The organism is Phreatobacter aquaticus (assembly GCF_005160265.1).
GTDB classification, from domain to species: domain Bacteria; phylum Pseudomonadota; class Alphaproteobacteria; order Rhizobiales; family Phreatobacteraceae; genus Phreatobacter; species Phreatobacter aquaticus.
Window position 1 is genome coordinate 572,501 of sequence record NZ_CP039865.1, and the last position, 25,408, is coordinate 597,908.

Consider the following 25,408-nt stretch of genomic DNA (forward strand, 5'->3'; position numbering starts at 1 on the left):
TGCCGTCCTTCCGTCGATCGCATCATTCGACAGCAGGCATGCCGGCGGCAGGCATGGCGCCCAGCGCCGTGCTTGGCGACGAGCCGCCGCTGGCCGTCGACGGGTCGCAGCGTCGCGGCATCGAGGGACGCGGCATCAACCTGCGCTGGTTTTCCGGCACCGTCCTGACCGGGCTTTGCGGCGCCGGGCTGATGGGCGGCGCCGTCTGGGCGGCGCTCGAGAACCCGACGAGGCCCCCTGCCCCCGCCGAGCTGATGCAGCCGCTGGCGCGCGGGCCCGGCACGGCCGCCGACCGAATCACCAACACCGCCCGCAAGGGTGACAGGCTGACCCCGCTCGCCGACCTGTTCTCCACCTCCAAGCAGACCATCCGCGTCTCACAGACCCAGACGGTCGGCGACCGCGAGATCATCCGCGTCCGTCCGCACACCCGCGTGGTCGCGAACCTGATCCAGAGCTCCAGCGGCGATTACGACATTCCCGAGTTCAATCCGATGCGCCTGCTCGCCGGCGACCAGCCGGAACGGGCCGAGGATCCGAGCGAAGACAATACCGATGGCGAGGTGACCGTCGTCACCAAGCCGATCGCCGGACTGCAGCCGGCGGAACGCGCCATGATGACGCTCGGCACCGACGAGATCCTGGCGCGGGTTCGCGAGGTGTCGGCGCAGCGCGACCAGCCGGTGACCATTGCCCTGCCGATCGCCCTGTCCTTCGGCCGCCAGGCCAGCGATGCAACTGCTGACGAGGGTGCGACGAACATCCTGCGCGTTGCCAAGCAGGCCGCGGAAGCCGCCGCGCCGAACCAGGCGCCACCCGATCGGAGCGCGGTGGCCAAATCCGGCGACACGGTCACCGTCATCCTGATGGAGCTCGGCGCGACCCGCGACGATGCCCGCCTGGTGGCCACCGCCTTCAACCGCGGTGGCCGCGAGATCACGCTGCGTGAAGGTCAGCGTGTGCGCGTGCTGTTCACGGCGGGCCAGGGCGGCCGCCAGCAGCCCGCCCGCGTCATCCTGATGGGCGAGCGGGGACCGGAAGCCGCTGTCGCGCTGTCGGACGAAGGCCGCTATGTCGCGATGGAAGACCCGACCGACGCCGCCACCATCGCGCAGGATTCCGAGGACGACGACGACAGCCAGGGTCTGCGCCTCTACAACGCCATCTATGAGACGGCGCTGCGCCAGGAAATCCCCAAGCCGATCATCGACGAGATGATCCGCGTCTTCGCCCATGATGTCGACTTCAACCGCCGCGTGAGCCCGAGCGACCTGTTCGAGGTGTTCTATGCTTCGGATGAGGAAGGCACAGAGGCCGGGCGCGGCGACATTCTCTACATGGCGCTGACCGCAAGCGGTGAGACACGGCGCTATTATCGCTTCCATTCGACCGCCGACGGAATCGTCGATTATTACGACGAGAACGGCAAGTCGGCCCGCAAGTTCCTCATCCGCAAGCCCATCGTGTCCGGCCAGATGCGCTCCGAATTCGGCATGCGCCGCCACCCGGTCATGGGCTATTTCCGCATGCATTCCGGTGTCGACTGGGCCGACCGCGTCGGCACGCCCATTCTGGCCGCCGGCAATGGCACGGTGATCAAGGCCGCCTGGTCGAGCGGCTATGGCCGGCGCGTCGAGATCGAGCACGCCAACGGCTATGTCACGACCTATTCCCACATGTCAGGCTTTGCCCGCGGCATCGAGGATGGCCGGCGGGTCCGCCAGGGCCAGGTGATCGGCTATCTCGGCTCGTCCGGCCTGTCGACCGGGCCCCATCTCCATTACGAGGTGATGGTCAATGGCCGCTTCGTCGATCCCATGCGCGTACGCGTGCCGCGTGGCCGCGAGCTGGAAGGCCGGATGCTGGCCGACTTCCGCCGTGAGCGCGAGCGTGTCGACAATCTGATGACCCGCGACCGCGCCGAGGCGCGCGTCACCGCGGCTTCACCCGCGCCGACGCAGCCGGCAGTGGTTCCTGCGTCGGTCAGGCGCTGATCGCTATTCCGCCGCGACCTGGCCGCTGGCGCCAAGCCAGCGCTCGAGATCCACGATGGCGCGCGCCGACAGCACCTTCTTGCGCGCCTGGGTCTTGGCATTGCCGCGCAGCCGCTCGCCGTCCGGCCCCTTGTTCGGGGCGGCTTCCGTCAGGGGCGGGAACAGGCCGAAATTGACGTTCATCGGCTGGAACGAGCGCGGCCCCTCGTCGATCGTGGTCACGTGACCGCCGGTGATGTGGTTGATCAGCGCGCCGTGCGCCGTGGTCACCGGCGGCAGCGCGATCGCGCGCCCCAGCCGCTCGGCGGCGGCGAACCGGCCGACCAGCCCGCCGATCGCCGCGCTCTCCACATAGCCCTCGCAGCCCGTGATCTGGCCGGCGAACCGGATGCGCGGATCGGCCTTCAGCCGCAGCGTCTCGTCCAGAACCTTCGGCGAATTCAGATAGGTGTTGCGGTGGATGCCGCCGAGCCTCGCGAATTCGGCATTCTGCAGGCCCGGGATCATCCGGAATATTTTCGCCTGCTCGCCATATTTCAGCTTGGTCTGGAAGCCGGTCATGTTGAACAGCGTGCCGAGCTTGTTGTCCTGGCGCAGCTGGACCACCGCATAGGCCTTCACCGTCGGATTGTGGCTGTTGGTGAGCCCCACCGGCTTCATCGGCCCCCAGCGCAGCGTCTCGCGGCCGCGCTCCGCCATCACCTCGATCGGCAGGCAGCCATCGAAATAGGGCGTGCCCTCCCATTCCTTGAACTCGGTCTTCTCGGCGGCCAGCAGCGCGTCGATGAAGGCCTCGTACTGCGCCTTGTCCATCGGGCAGTTGATGTAGTCGGCACCCGTGCCGCCGGGACCCACCTTGTCGTAGCGCGACTGGAACCAGGCGGTCTCCATGTCGACGGATTCGAAATGGACGATCGGCGCGATGGCGTCGAAGAAGGCGAGCGAGGTCTCGCCGGATAGCTTGAGGATCGCCTCCGCCAGATCTGGCGAGGTCAGCGGCCCGGTCGCGATGATCACCTTGTCCCATGCGGCGGGCGGCAGGCCCGCCACCTCGCCCCGCTCGATCGTGACCAGCGGATGAGCCTCCAGTGCCGCCGTCACTGCCGCCGAAAAGCCGTCGCGGTCGACGGCCAGCGCGCCACCTGCAGGCACCTGGTTGGCGTCGCCCATCGCCATGATCAGCGAGCCCATGCGGCGCATCTCGGCGTGCAGCAGGCCGACCGCATTGGTCTCGGCGTCGTCGGAGCGGAATGAGTTCGAGCAGACCAGCTCGGCCAGGTCCTGGGTCTTGTGGGCATCGGTGCCGCGCACTGGCCGCATCTCGTGGATCACCACGGGCACGCCGGCCTGGGCAATCTGCCAGGCGGCTTCCGAACCGGCGAGGCCGCCGCCAACGATATGAATGGGGGAGATCTGGGTCATGAGCGGCTTTTAGGCCGGGCTGGTGGTGGGAGCAAGGCAGGAGGCCTAGTCACTCGGGTCAGCGCAGCGGAAACGCCACCGCGCGATATTCGCCGGAATCACTGTGGCCGACGTCGAGCAGGACCAGCACCACGACGCCGAGCGTCGTCGCATCGCTGTTGCGGTAGACGTCGGTCACGTGCACCCCGATGGCGCAGGTCTTCGGCGGCAGGACATAGTCGATCACCGCATTCTGCTCGGCGAAGGCCTGGGGATTGCGGCGCGCACTCTCGCGGTCCGACGCCGGAATTTCGGGCTTCAGCGTCACGGTGAGCCGGGCCGAAGCGCTGGCCTCCCGTTCGCGACACCTGAGCTGCGGATCGTGCGGCGCCGGCATGCGGGCTGTCAGCGTGTATTTCATAGACACGCCGGGATGCGCGCCGATGATATCGGGCCGCGTCATGAAGCGGATAGGCCCGTTGATCCGGGTGAGATCGGTCCAGCTGCGCCCGGCAAGGCGCTGGCCGGGATCGCTCAGACTGATCTCCTGGAGACGCGGCGCGGCGGCGGCCCTCGCCCAGGCGACGATCGCCGGCGTCTGCATGCTGTCATCCTTGTCCTCGTCGAAGGAGAAATCGCGCATTGCCTCGCGGCGGGCATCATTCGGCTCGGAATCCCAGCTGAGCTGTGTCACGCCGCGCGGAAAGCCGGTGGCAGAGCGGCCCGTGTTCCGGTCGATGACGTCGATGGCAAAGGCGCCGCGCTCGCTGGCTCCGTCACCGCCCGATTGCTCGATGCCGAAATGCCGACCATCGGCGGAGAATCCGAGAACGCGAAGTTCTGGCGCGGTGCCGAGTTCGCGGGCGATTGCAGGCTGGCCAATAGCAAGGCAGAGACCGGCAAGGACGAGAGAGGCAAAGACGGGGCGGGAAAGCATGAGGTCGATCCGGTCGGCGCACGCACTGAGCGGGCGTCTGGGCGAACCGACTAGACCCGCAGCCTTTCCCGCCGTTGCCGCTGCCCGGTGGCGGCTGTTTCAGACGATGCGGGGACGCAGCAAACAAAAGGCCCCCGATTTCCCGAGGGCCTTTGCATTCAGCAGTGAAGAACCGGCCTCACTCCGCCGCGAGCGCCTGCGGCGAGGTCTCGAAGAACAGCCGGTCGGCGCCGGCGGTGACCGTCACCCGGTCGCCATCCTTGACCTCGCCGGCGAGGATCTTCTCGGCCAGCGGATCCTGCACCTGCTTCTGGATCACCCGCTTCAGGGGCCTTGCGCCATAGGCGGGATCGTAGCCCTTGTCAGCAAGGAAGCTCTTCGCCTGGGCGTCGAGCTCGATGACGATCTTGCGGTCGTCGAGCAGCTTCTGCAGACGCTTCAGCTGGATCTCGACGATCTGGCCCATCTGCTCGCGCTGCAGGCGGCCGAACAGGATGATCTCGTCGACGCGGTTGAGGAACTCGGGCCGGAAATGCCCGCGCACGATCGACATCACGCCGTCGCGGACCTGTTCCACCGGCTCGCCCTCGCCCTGCATGACCAGAAGCTCGGAACCGAGATTGGAGGTCATGATGATCAGCACGTTGCGGAAGTCGACGGTGCGGCCCTGGCCATCGGTCAGGCGGCCGTCGTCGAGCACCTGCAGCAGGATGTTGAACACATCCGGATGCGCCTTCTCGATCTCGTCGAACAGCACGACCTGATAGGGCCGACGCCGCACGGCTTCGGTCAGCGCGCCGCCCTCATCGTAGCCGACATAGCCGGGAGGCGCACCGATGAGCCGGCTCACCGAATGCTTCTCCATATATTCCGACATATCCATGCGGACCATGGCGGTCTCGTCGTCGAACAGGAATTCGGCGAGCGCCTTGGTCAGCTCGGTCTTGCCGACGCCGGTGGGCCCCAGGAACATGAACGAGCCGATCGGCCGGTTCGGATCCTGCAGGCCGGCGCGCGCTCGGCGCACCGCGGTGGAGACAGCCTTCACCGCCTCGCCCTGGCCGACGACCCGCCTGCCGATCTCGTCCTCCATGCGGAGGAGCTTGTCCTTCTCACCCTCCAGCATCCGGTCGACCGGCACGCCGGTCCAGCGTGAGACCACCTGCGCGACGTGATCCGCCGTGACGGCCTCTTCCACCATCGCCTGGCTCGACACTTTTTCGGTCTCGGCCAGCGTCTTTTCGAGGCCCGGAATGACGCCATAGGAGAGTTCGCCGGCCTTCGCCCAATCGCCCTCGCGCTGCGCCTTGGCGAGCGTGTTGCGCGCCTCTTCCAGCTTCTTCTTGATGTCGGCGGCAGCGCCCAGCTTGTCCTTTTCCGCCTTCCAGCGGGCGGTGAGCGCGGCGCTCTCCTCCTCCAGGCCGGCCAGCTCTTTCTCGAGCTTCTTCAGCCGGTCCTTGGACGCCGCGTCGTTCTCCTTCTTCAGCGCTTCCTGCTCGATCTTGAGCTGGATGACGCGCCGGTCGATCTCGTCGAGCTCCTCGGGCTTGGAATCCACCTGCATGCGCAGGCGGGCCGAGGCCTCGTCCACCAGGTCGATCGCCTTGTCCGGCAGGAACCGGTCGGTGATGTAGCGGTTCGACAGGGTGGCGGCGGCCACGATCGCCGAGTCGGTGATCCGCACCTGATGGTGCTGCTCGTACTTTTCCTTCAGGCCGCGCAGGATCGAGACGGTGTCCTCCACCGTCGGCTCCGACACCAGCACCGGCTGGAAGCGACGGGCCAGCGCCGCGTCCTTCTCCACATGCTTGCGATATTCGTCGAGCGTGGTCGCGCCGATGCAGTGCAGCTCGCCGCGAGCAAGCGCCGGCTTCAGGAGGTTGGAGGCATCCATCGCGCCATCGGCCTTGCCGGCGCCGACCAGCGTGTGCATCTCGTCGATGAACAGCACGATGCCGCCGGCAGCCGAGGTCACCTCGTTGAGGATCGATTTCAGCCGCTCCTCAAACTCGCCGCGATATTTGGCACCCGCGATCAGCGCGCCCATGTCGAGCGCCAGGATCTGCTTGTCCTTCAGGCTCTCCGGCACGTCGCCGTTGACGACGCGCAGCGCCAGACCCTCGACAATGGCGGTCTTGCCGACGCCGGGTTCGCCAATCAGGACGGGATTGTTCTTGGTGCGCCGCGACAGGACCTGAATGGTGCGGCGGATCTCCTCGTCACGGCCGATGACCGGATCGAGCTTGCCGTCGCGCGCCGCCTGGGTCAGGTCGCGGGTATATTTCTTCAAGGCGTCATAGGCGTTCTCGGCGGAGGCCGAATCCGCGGTGCGCCCCTTGCGCAGGCCCTCGATCGCCTTGTTCAGCCCCTGTGGATTGATGCCGGCCGACGCCAGTGCCTTGCCGGCCTCGGTGTCCTTTTCCAGCGCCAGCGCAAGCAGCATCCGCTCGACCGTGACGAAGCTGTCGCCGGCCTTCTCGGCGGCCTGTTCGGCCGCGGTGAAGACGCGCGCGGTGCCCGGCGCCAGATAGAGCTGGCCGGCACCCGAACCCTGGACCTTCGGCAGCTTCTTCAACGCCGCCTCGGTCTGCATGAGCGCCACCTGCGGCTGGCCGCCGGCCGCACGAATGAGGCCACCGCACAGACCCTCGGGGTCGTCGAGCAGCACCTTCAGAAGATGGTCGGGGGCGAATTGCTGATGGCCTTCGCGGGTGGCCAGCGATTGCGCCGACTGCACGAAACCGCGGGCGCGTTCGGTATATTTCTCGAAGTTCATAGGGTCTCTCCTGATGCCCGCCACATGCGTCTCTGATGAGCCCGCAGACAGCGTCCGACCAATGGTGTGGCCCGGCCCCGAAGCGACCGGATCACGCCGGATATGGGAAGTGTCGCGCGAGTTGAAAGAGGGCGCGCTTGACCATTTCAGCGCCTTGCGCCACGTCAAACCGATGACCGAACAATCCCCCCGTATCGCCGCCCTCTATCGCTACCCCGTCAAGGGCCTCTCGGCCGAGCCGCTCACCGAGGCCTTGCTCGAAAAGAGTCGCCATTTCCCCGGCGACCGCCTCTTCGCCATCGAGAACGGCCCCTCCGGCTTCGATGCCGCCGCCCCCGAGCACCAGGCGAAGACCAAGTTCCTGGTCCTCGCCCGGCAGGCGGCGCTGGCCAAACTCCGCACCCGCTATGACGACGTGACCGGCGAGCTGTCCATTGTCGCCGACGAGATCGAGGCGGCTCGCGGCGACCTTTCGACGGCCGAAGGGCGCTCCGCCATCGAGGCCTTCTTCCGCATGTTCCTGGCCAAGGATCTGGCCGGCGAGCCGAAGGTCCTCGTAGCCCCGCCCGCCTTCCGCTTCATGGATTCGCGCTCCGGCTTCGTCTCCATCATCAATCTCGCCACTGTCCGCGCGCTGGAGAAGGAGACCGGCATGGCGATCGATCCCATCCGCTTCCGCGCCAATGTCTATATCGACGGTATCACGGCCTTTTCCGAGTTCGAGTGGGTCGGCCAGGAGATCAACCTCGGCGGCACGCGCCTCAAGGGCCTGAAGCGCACCGAGCGCTGCGCCGCGACCACCGTCAACCCGGCGACCGCTGTCCGCGACCTGATGATCCCGGCCTTCCTCATGCGCACCTATGGCCATGCCGATTGCGGCATTTACTGCGAAGTGACCGAAAGCGGGCGCATTGCAGTGCAGGATAGGCTATCGGTCACGGGCCCCGCTCCATCGCAGTCGTGACGCGGGCCAGTGCCGCAGGCTAATATGCCGGCGGATCACAACAGGAATGCCCCGATGTCCTTGATCGCAGAAATTCCGGCGCTTGGCCGCGACACCATGGTCGTGGTGCGCCAGCGCGAGCCGCGCTTCGCCGTGCTGCTCTATGCCGCCCTCTCGGCTGCCTTCTTCCTCTATGCCCTGCCGACCGCCGGCCTTTTCTGGACGTTGTTCGCGGTGGTCCTCGGCATTGCGACCATGCCCGTCGTTGAGTTCGTCGTGCACAAATATGTCCTGCACATCCTGGTGCTGGCGAAGACGCCGGCAACGGCCCAGTTCTGGGACCGCGTGCACTATGCCCACCACATGGAGCCGAAAGACCCGACCGTCATCCTGGCCCATCCGGCAAGCACGGTGCTGCTGGTTGGCGTCATCGGCACGATCGCCTGGGCCATCGGCATCCAGCCCGCCCCCATGGTCGGCATCGCCTTCGCGCTGTTCGCCTTCTACGAGGTCGTCCACTTCGCCTGCCACATGGACTACGATTTCGAGTCGCACTATTTCCGCATGCGGCGGCAGGCCCACGCGATCCATCATTATGTCGACGAGAACCGCAATTTCGGCATCACCTCGTCGGTGGCCGATCGCCTGCTCGGCACGATTGTCGGCGACAAGAAGGAGCTGAAGCGCTCCCCAACCGTGCGCAATCTTGGCTATACCGGCGCCTTCGCAGACCGCTACCCCTATCTGAAGCGCCCGGACGCGCCGACCGAAGACTCGTCCACCACCAAGTCGCCCCAGTGAGCCGCGCCCCCACGCCCCACCGGGTCGACGTCGTCGTGCTGGGCGCCGGCGCTGCCGGCATGATGGCCGCCATCGAGGCCGGCCGCCGCGGCCGCAAGGTGCTGATCATCGACCATGCCGATGAGCCCGGCGAGAAGATCCGCATTTCCGGCGGTGGCCGTTGCAACTTCACCAATCTCGGCTGCAGCCCGAAGGCCTTCATCTCCGACAATCCGCGCTTCTGCATCTCCGCGCTGACCCGCTACACCCAGCACGACTTCATCAAGAAGGTCGACCAGCACCGCATCCCCTGGCACGAGAAGACGCTCGGGCAATTGTTCTGCGACGGCTCGGCGATGGAGATCATCGCCATGCTGCGCGAGGAGATGGCGGAGGCGAACGTCGATCTCGCGCTGGAAACCTCCATCGACGCAGTCGAGAAGACCGAGAGCGGCTTTGCCCTGACGCTCTCCGGGCGGGCGGTCACCTGCAAGTCTCTTGTGGTCGCCACCGGCGGCAAGTCGATCCCGAAAATGGGCGCGACCGGCATCGGCTATGATCTCGCCCGCCAGTTTGGCTTGGCGATTGTCGAGCCCCGCGCCGGCCTCGTGCCCCTCACCTTCTCACCCGACCTCCTCCACACATTGAGCCCGCTCGCCGGCATCGCCGCCGATCCCGCCGCGGTCTCCTCCGGCAAGACGCGCTTTGAGGAGGCCGTGCTGTTCACCCATCGCGGCCTGTCGGGTCCGGCGATCCTGCAGATTTCGAGCTATTGGCGCGAGGGCGAGGCGATCGAGGTCGCGCTGGCGCCCGGCACCGACGTGCTCGGGCACATGCGCAAGGCCCGCTCGACCTATGGCCGGCAGGCGGCGCAGACGGCGCTGGCCGAGATCCTGCCGAAGCGGCTCGCCCAGGTCATCGTCGAGGACGAGAGGATCACCGGCAATCTTGCCGATCTCTCCGACAAGGTGCTGACCAAGCTCGCCGACCGGGTGAATGCCTGGAAGGTCGTGCCCAATGGCTCGGAGGGCTACCGCACGGCGGAGGTGACGCTTGGCGGCGTCGACACCCGCGACCTCGACCAGAAGACGATGGAAGCCCGCAGCGTTCCCGGCCTGCACTTCATCGGCGAGGTCGTCGATGTCACCGGCTGGCTCGGCGGCTACAATTTCCAGTGGGCCTGGTCATCGGGCTGGGCGGCCGGCCAGGCGGTGTGAGCCCGCCGGACGTCAGCGCGCGGCGCGGCGGAAGGTGCGGGGATTGAAGTCGGGGCAGGTCAGGACCAGGCGGTCGCTGGCGGTGACGCGCAGGGCGCAGGCCGGGGCGGTGCCGTTGGCGCCATTCTCGCATTTGCTGTTCTGGGCGAGCGAGGCGCTGCGGCGGGCAGGATCGTAGGTCCCGGTCAGGGCCTGGGTGCAGAGCGTGCCGTCGGTGCGCCACCGACGCACCGCGGCGATGCGCGCGCCCTCGGTGCGGATCTCCATGCCGCGTTCGTCGCGCGTGTCGGAGGTCCAGCGTCCCGCGAGATCGGCGGCGGCGCCGGGCGTCTGGGCGGAGGCGGCGGGAGCGAGGACGGCGAGCGCCAGGGCGGCGAGGAGAGCGGCGAGCAGCGGGCGGGACATGGTGGGCTCCGGTGGATCAGGGACCCATGGGTCGCGGTGGGATGGGAAAAGGTTCAGGGGGGCGATCAGCCTATTCTGTCTGCTTGCCACTCAAACTGCGCCATTTCTCCCGTCCTCATCCTGAGGTGCGAGCGTCAGCGAGCCTCGAAGGATCGCCTTCCGCTTGTCCGGCGGCATTGCGCTTGCGACGGCAAAGACGTCCTTCGAGGCTCGGTCGCTTTGCTCCCTCGCACCTCAGGATGAGGTATGGAGGGAGTGCGCATTACCCGTCTGAGCCTTGCCGCTTCGCTCTCGATGCGAGCGTCGGCAGTCGATCCCAGTCGCCGGCAATCAGCGCTTCCTTCTTGGCCCGGCTCCAGCCCTTCACCTGCCGCTCAAACGCCACCGCGTCGGATATCCGCTCGAACCCGTTCGACCAGACCAGTTCCACCGGCAGCCGCGTGGAGGTGTAGCCGCCATACGCACCCGTCTGATGTTCATGTAGCCGGCGCGAGACATCCTCGCTGCGGGTCGATCCCACATAATACGAGCCATCACGGCAGCGCAGGATGTAGACGTAGGCGGGCATGGGTGAATGCTCCCATCGCTCGTTCGAATAGGCAATCCGTCCTCGTCCAGTGCACAGGCAGGCGCAACCTCTCCCCACCTCATCCTGAGGTGCGAGCGCCAGCGAGCCTCGAAGGATCGGCTTCCGCCTGCCCGACTGCATCGCGCTTGCGGGGGCAAAGAGATCCTTCGAAGCTCGGTCGCTGCACTCCCTCGCACCTCAGGATGAGGTCAGGAGAGAGTGCGCCCGGCGCAATTGGCGGCGGCGCCGCGCGTCTGGAGGGAGGCATCAGGAACAAGCGCGACGCGCTGGACACGTGGCAAGCAGATCTGGGGGAGGGGCAAATTTCTTGACTGTCTGCCCAAAACTCGCACAGTCTCTAGAGATGGGGGAATATAATGGCAGAACCAACGACGTTGAAACTGATCTATGATGGCGGACTGGCGTCAGAAGGATCTCTTCATTTCTACGAATTCAGCCGCGCAAGTTATGCTTTCGCCCGATTGGTTTCGACTGTCGAGATTTTTCGACGCAGCGGCCACGTTCCTCAGAAAATCGGAAGCAAAAACTACGTTGATCTTGTAATTAAGGCGCCAGAAAAGGGTTCCTTTCCTCTTGATATCATCGTTCCAATAGCGGCAGAAGCTGCAAATATTGCAGCTCAGCTAAAGGGAATCCCATTAGATGTTCTTTTGAAATATGTTATACATATTATAAAAGGAATTTTGCCTAAATCCGATAAACTCGCTCTTGAGCTTGCGAAGGTTTCGCTTGACATGGAGAAAGAGCGGACCAAGCAGACAAAAGAAGAAACAAAACGACACAAAATTCTAAAAGATGTTGTTGAATCTGGAAACATGACCACCAACCTTGCGTTGGAGTTGCTCAAGGAATCGCTTGATAAGAAGAGCGAGCTGTTTAACAGACAAAAGAATACGGTGAGTGAATTGACAGATGCCAAAAATGAATTTGAGGAAAGCGCGAGGCGAGAGGCTGACTTCAGTGAAGTGCGACAAAAATTAGAACAAATTGACAATAGTAAGTTGGTTCAATTAACAACAAAAGTCCGCCCGCAAGTCGAAGAAATCGGATTACCCCTCAGGCGATCCGCGACCATTATGTCGCTCCAAGTCGGAAGGGAGCGACCGATAGCAACGTTTGATTCTGAAGCTATCCAAAATATCAACGATCGAGTCATTGATGAGATTGAGGCAGTCCATGAACTGAGAATGTTTGCTTATGATAGAGATGCTGGTTATGGCAAGTGCGATGTGACTGATATTGGTGTCTATAGAATAACATTCTCCGTTCCAGTGGACATGAGAGGCCGGTTGCGGAAGAAAATACTGGAAGCGATTGATAAAGATGCAACGACAGCAACGGTCCGGTTCGTACGGAATCGCGACAAGACGATTACAAGTGCGATACTAATTGACGTTAGAGACAGATAGTAGGCGAGGTTTCACCTCCCCCGTCCCTTCCCCTTCGGCTTCCAGCCGCCGCCCTTCTTCCTGACCTCGCCCCCCACCGGCACTTCGCGATCCGTGCCCGGGCCCATGCTGTCCAGCCCCGGCTTCGCCGCCCGGGTCGGCGGGAGGTTGGCCGATGAGCCGTATTTCCGGGCGCCCCTGTAACCCCCCGTCTTGTCGTCCACGGCCTCCTGCCGGGCCATGGGGTCGTCCATCACGGCAAGCTCGGTCTCACGCAGGCGCTTGAGCTCGTCGCGCAGGCGGGCTGCGTCCTCGAAGCGGAGGTCGGCGGCAGCCTCGCGCATCCGCTTTTCCAGATCCGCCGTGACGGCCGCGAGATTGTGGCCGACGGCGGCGCCGGACTTCGTCAGGCCCGCATCGACGGTGACGTGGTCCTTCTCGTAGACGCTGTCGAGAATCTGGGCGATGGCGCGCTTGATGGTCTGCGGCGTGATGCCGTGCTCGGCATTGTAGGCGAGCTGCTTCTCCCGCCTTCGGCTGGTCTCGGCCAGCGCGCGCTCCATCGAGCCGGTCATGTGGTCGGCATAGAGCAGCACGCGGCCGTCGACATTGCGGGCGGCGCGGCCGATGGTCTGGATCAGCGAGGTCTCGGAGCGCAGGAAGCCCTCCTTGTCGGCATCGAGAATGGCGACCAGCGCGCATTCCGGAATGTCGAGCCCCTCGCGCAGCAGGTTGATGCCGACGAGCGCGTCGAAGGCGCCGAGACGGAGGTCGCGCAGGATCTCGATGCGCTCGATCGTGTCGATGTCGGAATGCATGTAGCGCACGCGCACGCCCTGCTCATGCAGATATTCGGTCAGGTCCTCGGCCATGCGCTTGGTGAGCACGGTGATCAGCGAGCGATAGCCGGCGGCGGTCGTGGCCTTCACCTCGCCGATGAGATCGTCGACCTGGGTGCGGGCGGGGCGTATCTCGCAGGGCGGGTCGATCAGCCCGGTCGGGCGGATCACCTGTTCGGCGAAGACGCCGCCGGTCTGGTTCATCTCCCAGGGGCCGGGGGTGGCCGAGACATGGACGGTCTGCGGCCGCATGGCCTCCCATTCCTCGAAGCGCAGCGGACGGTTGTCCATGCAGGAGGGCAGGCGGAAGCCATATTCGGCCAGCGTCGCCTTGCGCCGGAAGTCGCCGCGATACATGCCGCCGATCTGCGGCACGGTGACGTGGCTCTCGTCGACGAAGATCAGCGCATTGTCGGGGACATATTCGAACAGGGTCGGCGGCGGCTCGCCGGGGCGGCGGCCGGTGAGCCAGCGCGAATAGTTCTCGATGCCGGCGCAGGAGCCGGTGGCCTCCATCATTTCGAGGTCATAGAGCGTGCGCTGCTCCAGCCGTTGCGCCTCCAGCAGGCGTCCCGCCTTGTTCAGCTCCTCAAGGCGCCAGCGCAGCTCCTCCTTGATGCCGGAAATCGCCTGGACCAGCGTCGGGCGCGGGGTCACATAGTGCGAATTGGCGTAGACCTTGACGAAGGAGAGGTCGGCATTCTTCTGGCCGGTGAGGGGATCGAACTCGGCGATCGATTCCACCTCGTCGCCGAACAGGTTGATGCGCCAGGCGCGGTCTTCCAGATGGGCCGGGAACAGCTCGATCGTGTCGCCGCGGACACGGAACGTGCCGCGGGCGAAGTCCATCTGGATGCGCTTGTACTGCAGCGCGATCAGGTCGGCGATCAGCTGGCGCTGGTCGATCTTCTCGCCCACCTTCACGCCGAAGGTCATGGCGGTATAGGTCTCCACCGAGCCGATGCCGTAGATGCAGGAGACGGAGGCGACGATGATCACGTCGTCGCGTTCGAGCAGGGCGCGCGTCGCCGAGTGGCGCATGCGGTCGATCTGCTCGTTGATCGAGGATTCCTTCTCGATATAGGTGTCCGAGCGCGGAACGTAGGCCTCCGGCTGGTAATAGTCGTAGTAGGAGACGAAATATTCCACCGCATTGTTCGGGAAGAAGCTCTTGAACTCGCCATAGAGCTGGGCCGCCAGCGTCTTGTTGGGGGCAAGCACGAGCGCCGGGCGCTGGGTCTCGTTGATGATCTGGGCGGCGGTGAAGGTCTTGCCCGAGCCGGTGACGCCGAGCAGCACCTGGTCGCGCTCGCCGGCCTTGATGCCGGTGACGAGCTCGGCAATGGCGGTGGGCTGGTCGCCGGCCGGGGAATATTCCGACACCAGCTCGAAATGCTTGCCGCCCTCCCACTTGTCGGGGCGGGCCGGCTTGTGCGGCAGCCAGACCTGGCCGTTGACCTCGGGCCGGCCCTCCTGGATCAGCCGCTCCAGCGCCTTGACCGTGGCGGTGACGCCGGACGTGCCGATCTCGCTCTCGATGTCGAGGGCCTGGGCCTGCTCGACATTGATGCCGAGGCGATGGGCCAGCGCCTTGTCGGCGAGCGTCGCTTCCGCCTTGAAGGCGGCCTGCGGGGCTTCAGAGAAGCCGGCGGACGGGCCGGTGCCCGAGCCGAGGCCGGCCGTGCCGCGGTTGATCGCGGGATTCAGCAGATCGGCCAGCGCCGGCCCAAGCGGCTTCAGCTCCGGCTTGGAGGCCTTGGAGCGGGGAGCCTTGGATTTCGGCGCGGGGGATCTGGGTGCTTTCGACATCGGCCGAATATGGCGACCGAATCGTGGGAACGGAAGGGGTACGGCGACAGGTCCGGTCGCCGCACCCTCGATTGTTTGCGGGACGCTATTTCGTGCCGCAGGTGTTGATGCCAAGCAGCGTATAGGCCGGGCAGAACCGCATGAAGGCGGTGGCGATCATCACGGCGCCCACCACCGGCAGGACCCAGATCCACTTGCCGAGCCCGGCCAGCAGGGCGGCGAGAGCGGGCACCAAGGCCACCGCGATGAGAATGATACCGACGACGATGCGGATGATGCGATCAGTGCTGCCGACATTGGCCATGAGAGCCTCCTGTTGATTAATTCAATATATCTGAAGATACGCAAATAAAAAGACATATCGGCCGGTCGTCAATTGATCCAGAGCATGGCGCAGCGTCACGCAATCATCATTCTGGGTGGGTTCAGCAGGAGACAGCGGCAGAATGACCGGCACACGACCCACCTCGGCGCGCAACGGCAAGACGACTCCCCGCGAGACCACCAGCGCTCCGGCATCGCCGGTGCCGCAGGCCGCTTTGGCAGGGCCAGTCGCAGACCCGGTCGAGCCGCTGGAGGGGGTCGGCGCGATCACGGCGGCAGCCGGTGCGGTCGGATCCTCCGAGCCGGCGCGCAAACCGGCGCGCACCCGTTCCGATCTCGCGCAGATGAAGCGCGATCCAGCGGTGATCCGCCGCCTGTTCGAGAGCGGCGAATATCCTTACGCGACCCGCATGCAGACCAAGCCTTACGAGGCGCACATGGTCGAGCTGCAGCGCGAATTGCTCAAGGCGCAGCGCTGGATCGAGGAGAGCGGCGAGCGGATCGTCGTGCTGTTCGAGGGCCGCGATGCCGCGGGCAAGGGCGGCACGATCAAGCGCTACATGGAGCACATGAATCCGCGCACCGCGCGCGTCGTGGCTCTCGCCAAGCCGAATGAACGTGAGCGCACGCAATGGTATTTCCAGCGCTATATCGCCCATCTGCCGGCGGCCGGTGAGCTCGCCCTGTTCGACCGCTCCTGGTACAACCGGGCCGGCGTCGAGCGGGTCATGGGCTTCTGCTCACCCACCGACTATCTCGAGTTCATGCGTCAGTGCCCCGAGTTCGAGCAGATGCTGACACGCTCGGGCATCCGGCTGTTCAAATACTGGTTCTCGGTGTCGCGCGACGAGCAGCGCCAGCGCTTCGAGGCGCGCGAGACCGATCCCCTCAAGCAGTGGAAGCTGTCGCCGATCGACCGGGCCTCGCTCGACAAGTGGGACGCCTATACCGAGGCCAAGGAGGCGATGTTCTTCTACACGGACACCGCCGATGCGCCCTGGACGATCATCAAGTCGGACGACAAGAAGCGGGCGCGGCTCGCCTGCATGCAGCATTTCCTGTCATCGCTGCCCTATCCGAACAAAGACACCAGCGTGGCGGTCCATCCTGATCCGCTGATCGTCGGCTCGACCAGCCATGTCATCGGCCGCGACGGCGGCATTCTCGGCAAGACCGTGCATCCGGAGCTCAGGCGCGGGGTCTGAGGCTATGACGAGTCGGCTGCAGAAAGGATGAAACGTTTCGCCTCGCAAGGTCGTATTCCAGTATCTGGGCGCGTTGAAGTGACGTGCCTGGCTGGACCCTGAGGCCTCGCGCCATGAACGAATCGCCTGCCCTCTCTCGCCGCCTAGCCGTCGCAGGCCTGATTGTCGCGACCGCATCGGCGACGGCCGAGGCGCCGCGTCGGAGACTGCCGGATACCGAGACGACGATGCACGGCGGCCTGTCGGCCTGGCTGGTCGATCCGACCACCCGCTATGCCCACGGCGTCCTCGGCGATGCCATTGAGGCGGGCGGATTCGTCGTGGACCGCGGCGGACGGCAGTTTCACGTCACTCTCCCGCAGGATGCCGTGTTCGAGGACCGCCGAGTCAGGTTGGAGGACATCGACGGCGATGGGCGTCCCGAGGCCATCGTCGTCAAGTCCAGCCTCAGGCACGGTGCGGCACTGGCCGTCTATCGCATCAGCGAGACAGGCATTGCGCCACTTGCCGAGAGTCAGCCGATCGGCATGCCCAATCGGTGGCTCAACCCTGTCGGGGTCGCGGATTTCACCGGAGATGGTGGGCCGCTGGTTGCCGCGGTGATCACGCCGCATATCGCGGGTTCGCTGCGGCTCTACCGGCTGCAGGCCGGCGCCCTCGTCGAGGTGGCGCGGCTCGACGGCGTCACCAATCACGTCATCGGGTCACGCGACCTCGACCTGGCGCGCATCAGCGATATCGATGGCGACGGTCGCCCCGAGATCGTTCTTCCTGTGCAGGACCGTACGAGCCTTGCGGCGGTCAGCTTTGCCGGCGGACGGGGCCGGATCGTCGCGCGGACGGCAGTGCCGAGCCCGATCGTGCGGGTTGAGCCGATGAACGGCCACGAGGCCGTGGTGCAGCTTCAGGACCGCAGAACGGTCACGCTCGTGCTGAGCCCTGGCTGACCGCGATCCCTCTGCTTTGCGCGCGAGGTTATCAGCATCGGGCAATTGCCTTGGGCCGCCGGAGCCGGTCCACGGCCATCAGCCCTTGGGGATCCCCGGCGCGTCCAACAACCCGCCACTCCTAACGGTGAGCAGCGATTCCAGCAGGCCGCCTGCGGCATTCTCGGCAAGACCGTGCATCCGGAGCACAGGCGCGGGGCCTGAGCGGGGACGATCAGGCGACCCGCTTCAGTTCGGCACTCTCGCTCAAGGGCATGTCGAACTGGATGCCGACCTCGCCGTCCTTGGCCCAGACCACCTTGGCATGCGCCTCGGTGCCATCGCTCAGGACCAGCGTCAGCGGCTTGCCGGTTTCGAGGCCTGGCAGGCTAGCGATCTTGGCGCCGGTTTCCGAAATGTTGGCGATCGCGACCGGATGACGGCTGCCATCCCGCAACGCCACGATGCCTTTGGTCGCACGGCGGCGGACAGCCGAGCGGCGCTCCTTCACGTCCTGGGCAACTTCGGTCAGGAATGTGTCGACGCTCGCAGCGAGGGAGTGCGCCGCGTCCGACAGCAGCTGGCTGGCACTCGACACACGCCCGGCTTCGCCGCTGGTCTTCTGAATGGCACCCGCGACTTCCGCGACATTCTCGGAGGCTACGGTTGAGCCGTCCGAGGCGCGGGCAATGGCGGCCGCGATCTCCTGCGTCGCCGCGCTCTGCTCCTCGACGGCCGCGGCAATGGATCCCGTGAGCCCATCGATTTCTTCAACCGTGGCACCGATTGCCCGAATGGCCGCGACGGCATTGTGTGTCGCCGACTGGATGGCGCTGACCTGACCGGCAATCTCATCGGTGGCCCTGGCTGTCTGACCGGCCAGGGTCTTGACCTCAGCTGCAACGATCGCGAAGCCGCGTCCCGCCTCGCCGGCTCGTGCCGCCTCGATCGTGGCATTCAGCGCCAGAAGGTTCGTCTGTTCGGCGATGGTGCGGATCATGTCGATGATCGCGCCGATCTTCTGGGCCAGTTCGGCCAGTCCTGAGACGTCGCGATCGGTGCTGCGCGACACTTCCGTCGCGCGGGCCAGGCAGGTCGTGGTCGAATGGATCTGGGTCGAAATCTCGGTGATGGAGGTGATCAGTTCCTCGGCTGCTGCCGAGACGGATTGAATGTTGATCGAGGACTCGTTCGACGCGTCCCTGGCGGACTGCGCCTTATCGGACGCCTGACCGGCAACGGAGGTCAGGGTCGTCGCCGTCGATCGCATATTGCCGGTTTCCGTTTCGACGGTGGCAACCACGTCGGCAATCGAGGCTCGGAACCGGCCGATCAGGTCGACCAGGACGCCCTGACGCTGGAGTTCGCGCTGACGTTCAAGCTCGGCCTCTTCTTCCAGACTGACGCGGGCCAGGGCATTCTCGCGGAACACCGCAACAGCCCGGCTCATGGCGCCGATTTCGTTGGTGCTATCGGCGCCGGGGAGCTGGTCGGAAGTATCGCCACGGGCGAGCTTCGCCATATGGGTGGTCAGGACATTGAGCGGGCGGGTAATGGAGCGGGCCGCTGCAAAGGCCGCAATGCCAGCCGCTAGGCTGATCGCGATGACCAGGCCGATCGCCGTGACCAGCCGGCTCCGCGCTTCGCCGGCAGAAATGGCAACGGCGGCGATCAGGTCTGAGGCAAAGCGCTCCTCCAGCCCCTTCATGCCCTCGATATAGGCTGTGGAGATGCGAAACCATTCCAAGGGCTCCACGCCCTTGTCGCCGTTCAAGGCGGCCGCGGCCGCGACGGGGCGGAGGCGTTTCACGGCCTCGGCCGCCGGTGATCGGCCAAGAGTCTGGATCAGGGCGGTCTGCTCGTTCGTGCCATAGCGCTGCGCGACGGCGAGGAAGCTCTCCTGCATGGCGCCGAGGGCAACGAACCGGGGCAATATGTCCTTGGCAAAGCCGGCGGAGGTGAAGGCGCCGGCGCCCGTTGCACGTTCGAGGCCCGCAGCTTCCTTGGCGCGGAGCATGCTGGAATAGACGATCACGGCACGGGCGGTCTGGCCGACCTGGCTGTGGCGGGCCAGAGCCTCCACTGGCGCCATGGCGGCCTCGACGATGGCGGTATAGCGACCAACCGCAGCGGCTGGCTCGATCGAGCCGGCGGCAACAAGCTGGCGGAGCGGTGCAAGATCTTCGGTCCTGGTGAGAGCCTGCCGGGCCGCCTCTGCGCTGGAGCCGGCCTCCGCGACGCTGGCCTGGACCGCGCTGCGCAGCCCCGTCAGGGCCGCGTCGACCTTCACCATCTGGGCGCTACGGGCCTGCGCTGCCGCCTGGTTCTGCGGATTGCGCATCATCGTGTTGGTAAGCCCGCGCTCGATCTGCAACTCATGGATGAACACGCCGAAATGGGGGCCGGATGCCGCGACCATCGCCATGTTGCGCGCGCTGTCGAGCGATCGCCAATCGTCCGCGATGATGAAACCGCCGAAGCCGATGGCGGAGAGCATGGGCACGGAGACTGCGAGCGCAATCCTCCGACCGATCGACCAGTTCTGCAAATTCAACATCGCCGATGACCCCAGGAGAACGGAATCAATGTTGCAGATCATGAATAACAATCTGTTACGGCAAAGAATTTGATGGGATTTTATTTGCCGCCATTTTGGGCACCCTATGTTATCAGTCCCATGAAATGTCGGGTCACCCTTACGGAAAGAGAAGGCCAATCCGACGGGCCTATCAGCTTTCCGCATGAGGTTATGTGCGCCGCTCAATTGCCACGGCGCGCCGCAGGCGCTCCTGTGTGGGCAGTCATCGAGGCCCCCCATGCGCGACAACACCCTCTGCGTGCAACACCCGCACATTTCCCGCGACGGCTTTGCCAGCCTGGCCGTTCCGACCTATCGCGCCTCGACCATCGTCTATCCCGACGCACAGTCGTTCCTGGATCGCAAGCACCGGGGCCCGGACGGCTATACCTATGGACTGCACGGCACCCCGACGACGCGCACGCTGGAGGCGCAAATTTCGGCTCTGCATGGGGCCGAGCGGACCATGCTGGTGCCATCCGGCCAAGCAGCGGTGTCGATGGTGTTCCTCGGCCTGCTCACTCCGGGTGACCGGGTCCTGATCCCGGACAATGTCTATCCGCCTGTCCGGAATTTCTGCGCCGAATATCTGAGACCGCGTGGCATCGCCTTCGCCGTCTATGACCCGATGATCGGCGCCGGGATCGCCGACCTGATCGACGATCGCACCCGGCTGGTCTGGGTGGAATCGCCGGGATCAGGCACGATGGAGGTGCAGGACCTGCCCGCCATCGCCGAGGCGGCCCATGCGCGCGGCGCGCTGGTCGGCATCGACAATACCTGGGCGACGGGGCTCCTGTTCAAGCCGCTGGACCATGGCGCGGACATCGTCTCGGAAGCACTGACCAAATATGTCGGCGGCCATTCCGACCTGCTGCTCGGCTCGATCTCTGTGCGGGATCTCGGCATCCGCAAGAAGATCAAGGATGTGCTGGGCATGCTCGGCATCGGCGTCTCGCCCGACGAGGCGGCGCTGGCCCTGCGCGGCATCGAGACAATGGCGGTCAGGCTCGCCCATATGGGCCGGGTATCGGTGGACATGGCGCGCCGGCTCGCCGCCTCGCCGCTGATCGAGAAGGTGCTGCATCCGGCGCTGCCCTCCTGCCCCGGACACGAAGTCTTCCTGCGCGACTTCAAGGGCGCGTCCGGCCTGTTCAGCGTGGTGCTGAAGCCAGCGGCAGCGGAGCGGCTGGCGGCCGGCATGGACGCGCTGAAGGTCTTCGCCATCGGCGCGTCCTGGGGCGGCACACGCAGCCTGCTCGCGCCGCAGCTTATCGGTCAGGATCGCTCGGTCACGCCCTGGCCTCATAAGGGCCCGCTGCTCAGGATCAGCATCGGGCTGGAAGACCCGGAAGACCTCTGGGCCGACCTTCAGCACATGCTCGCCGTGCTTGCCGGCTGAGGCGGGAGGACCTGGCACAGCGGCGCTGCTTGCGATTGACTCTTCGCCGCCACCCGGCGACCTCTTCCCCATGAACCACCGCCAGCTCGAAACCTTTGCCGCCGTAATGCGTGCCGGAACCGCCTCGCGGGCCGCCGACATTCTCGGCGTCACCCAGCCGGCGGTATCGCGCTCGCTGGCCGAGTTGGAAAAGGCCCTGGGCTTCCAGCTGTTCGCCCGCGTGCAGAACCGGCTGGTGCCGACGCCCGAGGCGCATCAGTTCTTCACCGAAGTCGAAGCCTCGTTCCGTGGCATCGACACGCTGCGCGCCGCTGCAGCCCGCATCCGCGACCATGGCTCGGGACAGTTGCGCATCGGCTCGCTCTCAGCTCTCGGGTCGTCGCTGGTGCCCAGGGCGATCGCGCGGTTCCGCCAGACCCATCCCGACATCGCGGTGACGCTGATTGTCGCCGCATCGCGCGAGATCCGCGATCAGGTGGCCTCCGGCGCCTTCGACCTCGGGCTTGCCGCCGACGAGATCGACACGACCGGCGTCCAGCACCAGCTGTTCGTCGCGCCCGATGCGGTCTGCGCGCTCCCCGTCGGTCACCGGCTCGCGGCAAAGGCGGTGATCACACCGGCCGATCTCGAGGGCGAGCCCATGATCGCCTATGTGCCGGAAGACCGCGCGCGCCAGCGCATCGACCGGATCTTCGACCAGGCCGGCATACGCCCGCGCATCGTGGTCGAGACGATCTATGCCGCGACCGTTTGCGCGCTGGTGTCGGAAGGCGTCGGTATCGGCTTCGTCTCGCGCTATGGCGCCGCCGGCCATGACCAGTCGCGCCTGGTCCTCAGACCCTTCGAACCGGCAGCGCCGATCCGCTCGCTCCTGATCCTGCCGCCGGACCGGCCAAAATCCGACTTGGTGCGCGCCATGATCGATGCGCTCATGGCCACGCGCTAGCGATCCGCTCGCCTCAATTGGTGATGCGGATGCCGGCGCGCTCGATCACCGGCTTCCAGCGGTCGCGTTCGCGCGCCACCATGGCCCTCACCTCGTCCGGGCTGGAACCCACCGCCTCGAAGCCCGCGCCGCGCAGCCGCTCCAGGGCAGCGCTGTCCTTCAACGCGGCAGCGGCCACACGGTGGATCTCGGCAACCGTCGCGGCCGGGACGGCGGCCGGCACCATCAGCACGAACCAGGACGACATCGCCAGATCCGGCACGTTCGCTTCGCGGGCCGTCGGCACGTCGGGCAGCATGTCGGCACGGGTGGCCCCGGTCTGCACCAGGGCACGGATGCCGCCGGAGCGAGCCTGGGCGGCCGCCAGCGGGATCGACAGGAAGGCGCCGGCGGTCTGGCCGCGGGCAATGTCGCCAATGCCATCCGCGACGGCGCGGTAATGGACGGGCTCTCCCTTGAAGCCGGCGCTCTGGGCAAAGAGTTCTGCCGCGATATGGCCGGGGCTGGTGACCCCAAATGTGCCGAGCAGGGTGCGGTCAGCCTTCCTGGCCGCCTCGATGAAGGCGGCGATCGAGACCGGGCCGTTCTGCGCCGGCACCACGAAGGCAAAATTGGTGCGGGCAACCTCGCTCACATAGGTGAAGTCGCGGGCGGGATCATAGGGCAGCGAGGTGAAGGCGAAGGGCGCGATGGCGACCGAACCGACCTCACCGAGCAGGATGGTGGCGCCATCGGGCGCGGCGCGCGCAACGCGGGCCGAGGCCACCTGTCCGCCGGCGCCCGGCACGTTCTCCACCACGACGCTGGCATTGCCGTTGCGCTGCATGGATTCGGCGAGGATGCGCGCCAGCGTGTCCGGCGCGGTGCCGCCGGCGAAGCCGACGACGAGGCTGATGGTGCGCTGTCCCTGGGCCTGGGCCTCGGTCAAGCTGCCGGGCGCAAGGCCGGCCAGAAGCGTCAAGGCGGCCGCGGCCGCGCGGAACAGAATGGTCACGATGTCCTCCCCTGCGGCTTTGCTTGTGAAGACGGCGGCCGCTCGCCGGGATCGAGCCGGTTATCCGACTTCGTAGATGTCGAGCAGCACGCGGTCCGGCAGGCGGGTGCCGACGCAGACGAAGATCGAGCGCATCAGCCACAAATGGTCGGGCGACGCCGTCTCGAAGCGCGGCACGGTGCGGAAATAGATCTTTGAGGCATCGATGACCTCGCCCTGGCGCAATCTCGCGATCAGATCCGGGGGGCCGCGCCGGATGCCGGTATTCTCGACATAGATGCGGGCGCCGTCCGCGGTCTCGATGACATAGCGGGCATGGATGTCGGCGAGGCCAGCATCGCGGATCGACTGGTAGTCGGTGCCGCCGGGCAGGACCTTGCCCGACAGCCGGGGGCCGGTGACCTCGCCGCCCAGGATCGGGATCAGCCGGCGCTCGCCAACCGGCGTCATCCCGACCTCGACAGCCGGCGCCACCTCGGCGGCGATCGAAAAGACGGGGACGAGGCTCGGCGCGGGCATGGGGGGTCTCCGGCTGGAGGCAAAACTCATCATCGGAAATAGTTATTGTCAATAACGATTGGCTGGCCGTTCGACCCAGCCGCAAGGATCCGCTGGCTCCGGATCCGGCCTCCCGCCTGGCCGGCACCGGAGCTTGTGCAAGCCTTGATCGATGGACGGGTGACGACAGCGCTGACGAAGGGGAAACTGCCAGTTGCGCCATTGGAATGTCATGGCATCATGGAACGCTCAGGTCCCGCAGAGAGACCGGCGGCAAGGGGAGCACGATCGTGTCGGTTGATCTTTCAATGACGTCGCAGGCACGCTTGGCAGCGGCCCTCGTCGCGGGCCTCGCCCTTGCAGGCTGTGCATCCGCGCCCCAGCAGACGGTTGCGCCGCAGCGCCCCACGCTCATGCCGGCCGCCTATCCGGTCGACCGGCTGGTCGGCACCTGGGGCATCGCCTCGTTCCGCGAGGAGCGTGACCGGCGGCGCACCGAGGCCATGGCGAGGCTCCATTGCCGGACACCCTATGTGATCACCCGCGGGCCGACCGATGGCGTGATGATGCATATGGCCGATGACGCGCAGCTCTATGAGCTGACGCTGAAAGGGGCTTCCGACGGCAAGACCTATCTCGGCTACGGCGTGCCCTCGCCCCACGAGCAGGATCGCGAGATCATCTCGCTCACCGACAACGAGATCGTCATGCGGTTCGTGGCGCCCGATGTGCACGCCCGCTACGGCACCTTCGTCTATCTGCGCTGCCCGTCGGCTCCCGCCACCGCAGCCCGTCGCTCCTGAAAGGCCCCCGCATGACAGCGTCCAGCCCCCTGCCGGCTCGCCGTTCGCTTCTGGCTCTCGCCCTCGCCGCTGCCGCAACATCCGTGGCGGGCCCCGCCATGGGACAGCCCGCACCGCCCTCGGCGCAGCGCGAGACCTTGTCGGTCGGCGATGAGCCCGGCCGTGTCTCAACCGAGGAGGTGACGATCCAGGAGGGGCCCTTTGCCCGGCAGGTGGTGTTCTTCCGCACCACCGAGGCGCCCGGCACGATGGTCATCCATACCTCCGAGCGGTTCCTCTACGTCGTGCTCGGCAACAACAGGGCACTGCGCTATGGCATCGGTGTCGGCCGCGAGGGCTTCACCTGGTCGGGGCTCGTGCGCATCTCGCGCAAGGCCGAATGGCCGGACTGGACGCCGCCGCCGGAAATGATCCAGCGCCAGCCCTATCTGCCGCGCTTCATGGCAGGTGGCCCCGGCAATCCGATGGGGTCGCGCGCGCTTTATCTCGGATCGACCGTCTACCGCGTGCACGGCACCAACCAGCCGGAGACCATCGGCCATGCGGTCTCGTCCGGCTGCTTCCGCCTCGCCAATGGCGACGTGATCGATCTTTATTCACGGGTCTCGGTGGGCACCAAGGTGATCATCCGCCACGCCGCGAGCCTGTGACATC

21 protein-coding genes are annotated in these 25,408 nt (G+C 65.9%); 11 read left to right on the top strand and 10 right to left on the bottom strand.

From position 1 onward, the window contains the following. Nucleotides 1-53 precede the first annotated feature (53 nt). The gene (locus tag E8L99_RS02570) at nt 54-1,994 is read left to right on the top strand and encodes a M23 family metallopeptidase (RefSeq protein ID WP_137098075.1); all 1,941 of its coding nucleotides are present in this window, start codon (nt 54-56) and stop codon (nt 1,992-1,994) included. A 3-nt stretch (nt 1,995-1,997) separates the two neighbouring features. On the opposite strand, the gene trmFO is transcribed toward E8L99_RS02570, so the two are convergent. The 3 genes from trmFO to clpB all read right to left on the bottom strand — a co-directional run bounded on the left by trmFO (nt 1,998) and on the right by clpB (nt 7,108). Next, entirely contained in the window at nt 1,998-3,416 is a 1,419-nt protein-coding gene (trmFO, locus tag E8L99_RS02575; RefSeq protein WP_137098076.1) for a methylenetetrahydrofolate--tRNA-(uracil(54)-C(5))-methyltransferase (FADH(2)-oxidizing) TrmFO, read from the bottom strand. 58 nt (nt 3,417-3,474) lie between these two features. Beyond that, the gene (locus tag E8L99_RS02580; RefSeq protein WP_137098077.1) at nt 3,475-4,332 is read right to left on the bottom strand and encodes a hypothetical protein; all 858 of its coding nucleotides are present in this window, start codon (nt 4,330-4,332) and stop codon (nt 3,475-3,477) included. A gap of 178 nt (nt 4,333-4,510) precedes the next feature. Next, nucleotides 4,511-7,108 carry an ATP-dependent chaperone ClpB gene (gene clpB, locus E8L99_RS02585; RefSeq protein WP_137098078.1) on the bottom strand — a complete coding sequence of 866 codons (2,598 nt, stop codon included), beginning with the start codon at nt 7,106-7,108 and terminating at the stop codon, nt 4,511-4,513. A gap of 172 nt (nt 7,109-7,280) precedes the next feature. On the opposite strand from clpB, the gene E8L99_RS02590 reads away from it, so the two are divergent. Genes E8L99_RS02590 through E8L99_RS02600 form a run of 3 tightly spaced genes read left to right on the top strand, consistent with a single transcriptional unit; the run spans nt 7,281 to nt 10,048 of the window. Beyond that, nucleotides 7,281-8,072: an MOSC domain-containing protein gene (locus E8L99_RS02590; protein WP_137098079.1), complete on the top strand. Its 792-nt coding sequence runs from the start codon at nt 7,281-7,283 to the stop codon at nt 8,070-8,072. Nucleotides 8,073-8,126: 54 nt separating this feature from the next. Then, nucleotides 8,127-8,852, top strand: a complete 726-nt coding sequence (locus E8L99_RS02595) for a sterol desaturase family protein (protein WP_168201529.1) — start codon at nt 8,127-8,129, stop codon at nt 8,850-8,852. Beyond that, nucleotides 8,849-10,048, top strand: coding sequence for a BaiN/RdsA family NAD(P)/FAD-dependent oxidoreductase (locus E8L99_RS02600; RefSeq protein WP_137098081.1), 1,200 nt, complete (start codon nt 8,849-8,851; stop codon nt 10,046-10,048). The genes E8L99_RS02595 and E8L99_RS02600 overlap by 4 nt, the downstream gene beginning before the upstream one ends. A gap of 12 nt (nt 10,049-10,060) precedes the next feature. On the opposite strand, the gene E8L99_RS02605 is transcribed toward E8L99_RS02600, so the two are convergent. Together E8L99_RS02605 and E8L99_RS02610 are read right to left on the bottom strand one after the other, a co-directional pair. Next, on the bottom strand, nt 10,061-10,453 hold the full coding sequence (locus E8L99_RS02605; protein WP_137098082.1) for a hypothetical protein: 393 nt from the start codon (nt 10,451-10,453) through the stop codon (nt 10,061-10,063). Between the two features lie 262 nt (nt 10,454-10,715). Continuing rightward, nucleotides 10,716-11,021, bottom strand: coding sequence for a GIY-YIG nuclease family protein (locus E8L99_RS02610; RefSeq protein WP_137098083.1), 306 nt, complete (start codon nt 11,019-11,021; stop codon nt 10,716-10,718). A gap of 377 nt (nt 11,022-11,398) precedes the next feature. Between E8L99_RS02610 and E8L99_RS02615 the strand changes: the two genes are divergently transcribed. Further along, a complete protein-coding gene (locus E8L99_RS02615) occupies nt 11,399-12,451 on the top strand; it encodes a hypothetical protein (protein WP_137098084.1) in 1,053 nt (350 codons plus the stop codon). A gap of 11 nt (nt 12,452-12,462) precedes the next feature. On the opposite strand, the gene uvrB is transcribed toward E8L99_RS02615, so the two are convergent. After that, the gene (gene uvrB, locus E8L99_RS02620; RefSeq protein WP_137098085.1) at nt 12,463-15,078 is read right to left on the bottom strand and encodes an excinuclease ABC subunit UvrB; all 2,616 of its coding nucleotides are present in this window, start codon (nt 15,076-15,078) and stop codon (nt 12,463-12,465) included. An 85-nt stretch (nt 15,079-15,163) separates the two neighbouring features. Further along, nucleotides 15,164-15,382: a YgaP family membrane protein gene (locus tag E8L99_RS02625; protein WP_137098086.1), complete on the bottom strand. Its 219-nt coding sequence runs from the start codon at nt 15,380-15,382 to the stop codon at nt 15,164-15,166. Between the two features lie 142 nt (nt 15,383-15,524). Between E8L99_RS02625 and ppk2 the strand changes: the two genes are divergently transcribed. Next, a complete protein-coding gene (gene ppk2, locus E8L99_RS02630) occupies nt 15,525-16,607 on the top strand; it encodes a polyphosphate kinase 2 (protein WP_137098087.1) in 1,083 nt (360 codons plus the stop codon). Nucleotides 16,608-16,720: 113 nt separating this feature from the next. After that, nucleotides 16,721-17,554: an FG-GAP repeat domain-containing protein gene (locus E8L99_RS02635; RefSeq protein WP_137098088.1), complete on the top strand. Its 834-nt coding sequence runs from the start codon at nt 16,721-16,723 to the stop codon at nt 17,552-17,554. Between the two features lie 214 nt (nt 17,555-17,768). On the opposite strand, the gene E8L99_RS02640 is transcribed toward E8L99_RS02635, so the two are convergent. Further along, nucleotides 17,769-20,249, bottom strand: coding sequence for a methyl-accepting chemotaxis protein (locus tag E8L99_RS02640; RefSeq protein ID WP_168201530.1), 2,481 nt, complete (start codon nt 20,247-20,249; stop codon nt 17,769-17,771). Between the two features lie 100 nt (nt 20,250-20,349). Between E8L99_RS02640 and metC the strand changes: the two genes are divergently transcribed. After that, the gene (gene metC, locus E8L99_RS02645; RefSeq protein WP_137098090.1) at nt 20,350-21,513 is read left to right on the top strand and encodes a cystathionine beta-lyase; all 1,164 of its coding nucleotides are present in this window, start codon (nt 20,350-20,352) and stop codon (nt 21,511-21,513) included. A 70-nt stretch (nt 21,514-21,583) separates the two neighbouring features. Beyond that, the gene (locus E8L99_RS02650) at nt 21,584-22,459 is read left to right on the top strand and encodes a LysR substrate-binding domain-containing protein (protein WP_137098091.1); all 876 of its coding nucleotides are present in this window, start codon (nt 21,584-21,586) and stop codon (nt 22,457-22,459) included. Between the two features lie 13 nt (nt 22,460-22,472). Here the strand turns inward: E8L99_RS02650 and E8L99_RS02655 are convergent, their stop codons facing one another. Continuing rightward, nucleotides 22,473-23,453 carry a Bug family tripartite tricarboxylate transporter substrate binding protein gene (locus tag E8L99_RS02655; RefSeq protein ID WP_137098092.1) on the bottom strand — a complete coding sequence of 327 codons (981 nt, stop codon included), beginning with the start codon at nt 23,451-23,453 and terminating at the stop codon, nt 22,473-22,475. 60 nt (nt 23,454-23,513) lie between these two features. Beyond that, on the bottom strand, nt 23,514-23,972 hold the full coding sequence (locus E8L99_RS02660) for a DUF3237 domain-containing protein (RefSeq protein ID WP_168201531.1): 459 nt from the start codon (nt 23,970-23,972) through the stop codon (nt 23,514-23,516). A gap of 287 nt (nt 23,973-24,259) precedes the next feature. On the opposite strand from E8L99_RS02660, the gene E8L99_RS02665 reads away from it, so the two are divergent. Beyond that, nucleotides 24,260-24,754, top strand: coding sequence for a hypothetical protein (locus tag E8L99_RS02665; RefSeq protein WP_137098093.1), 495 nt, complete (start codon nt 24,260-24,262; stop codon nt 24,752-24,754). 11 nt (nt 24,755-24,765) lie between these two features. Next, the gene (locus E8L99_RS02670) at nt 24,766-25,404 is read left to right on the top strand and encodes a L,D-transpeptidase (RefSeq protein ID WP_391527468.1); all 639 of its coding nucleotides are present in this window, start codon (nt 24,766-24,768) and stop codon (nt 25,402-25,404) included. Nucleotides 25,405-25,408: the final 4 nt, after the last annotated feature.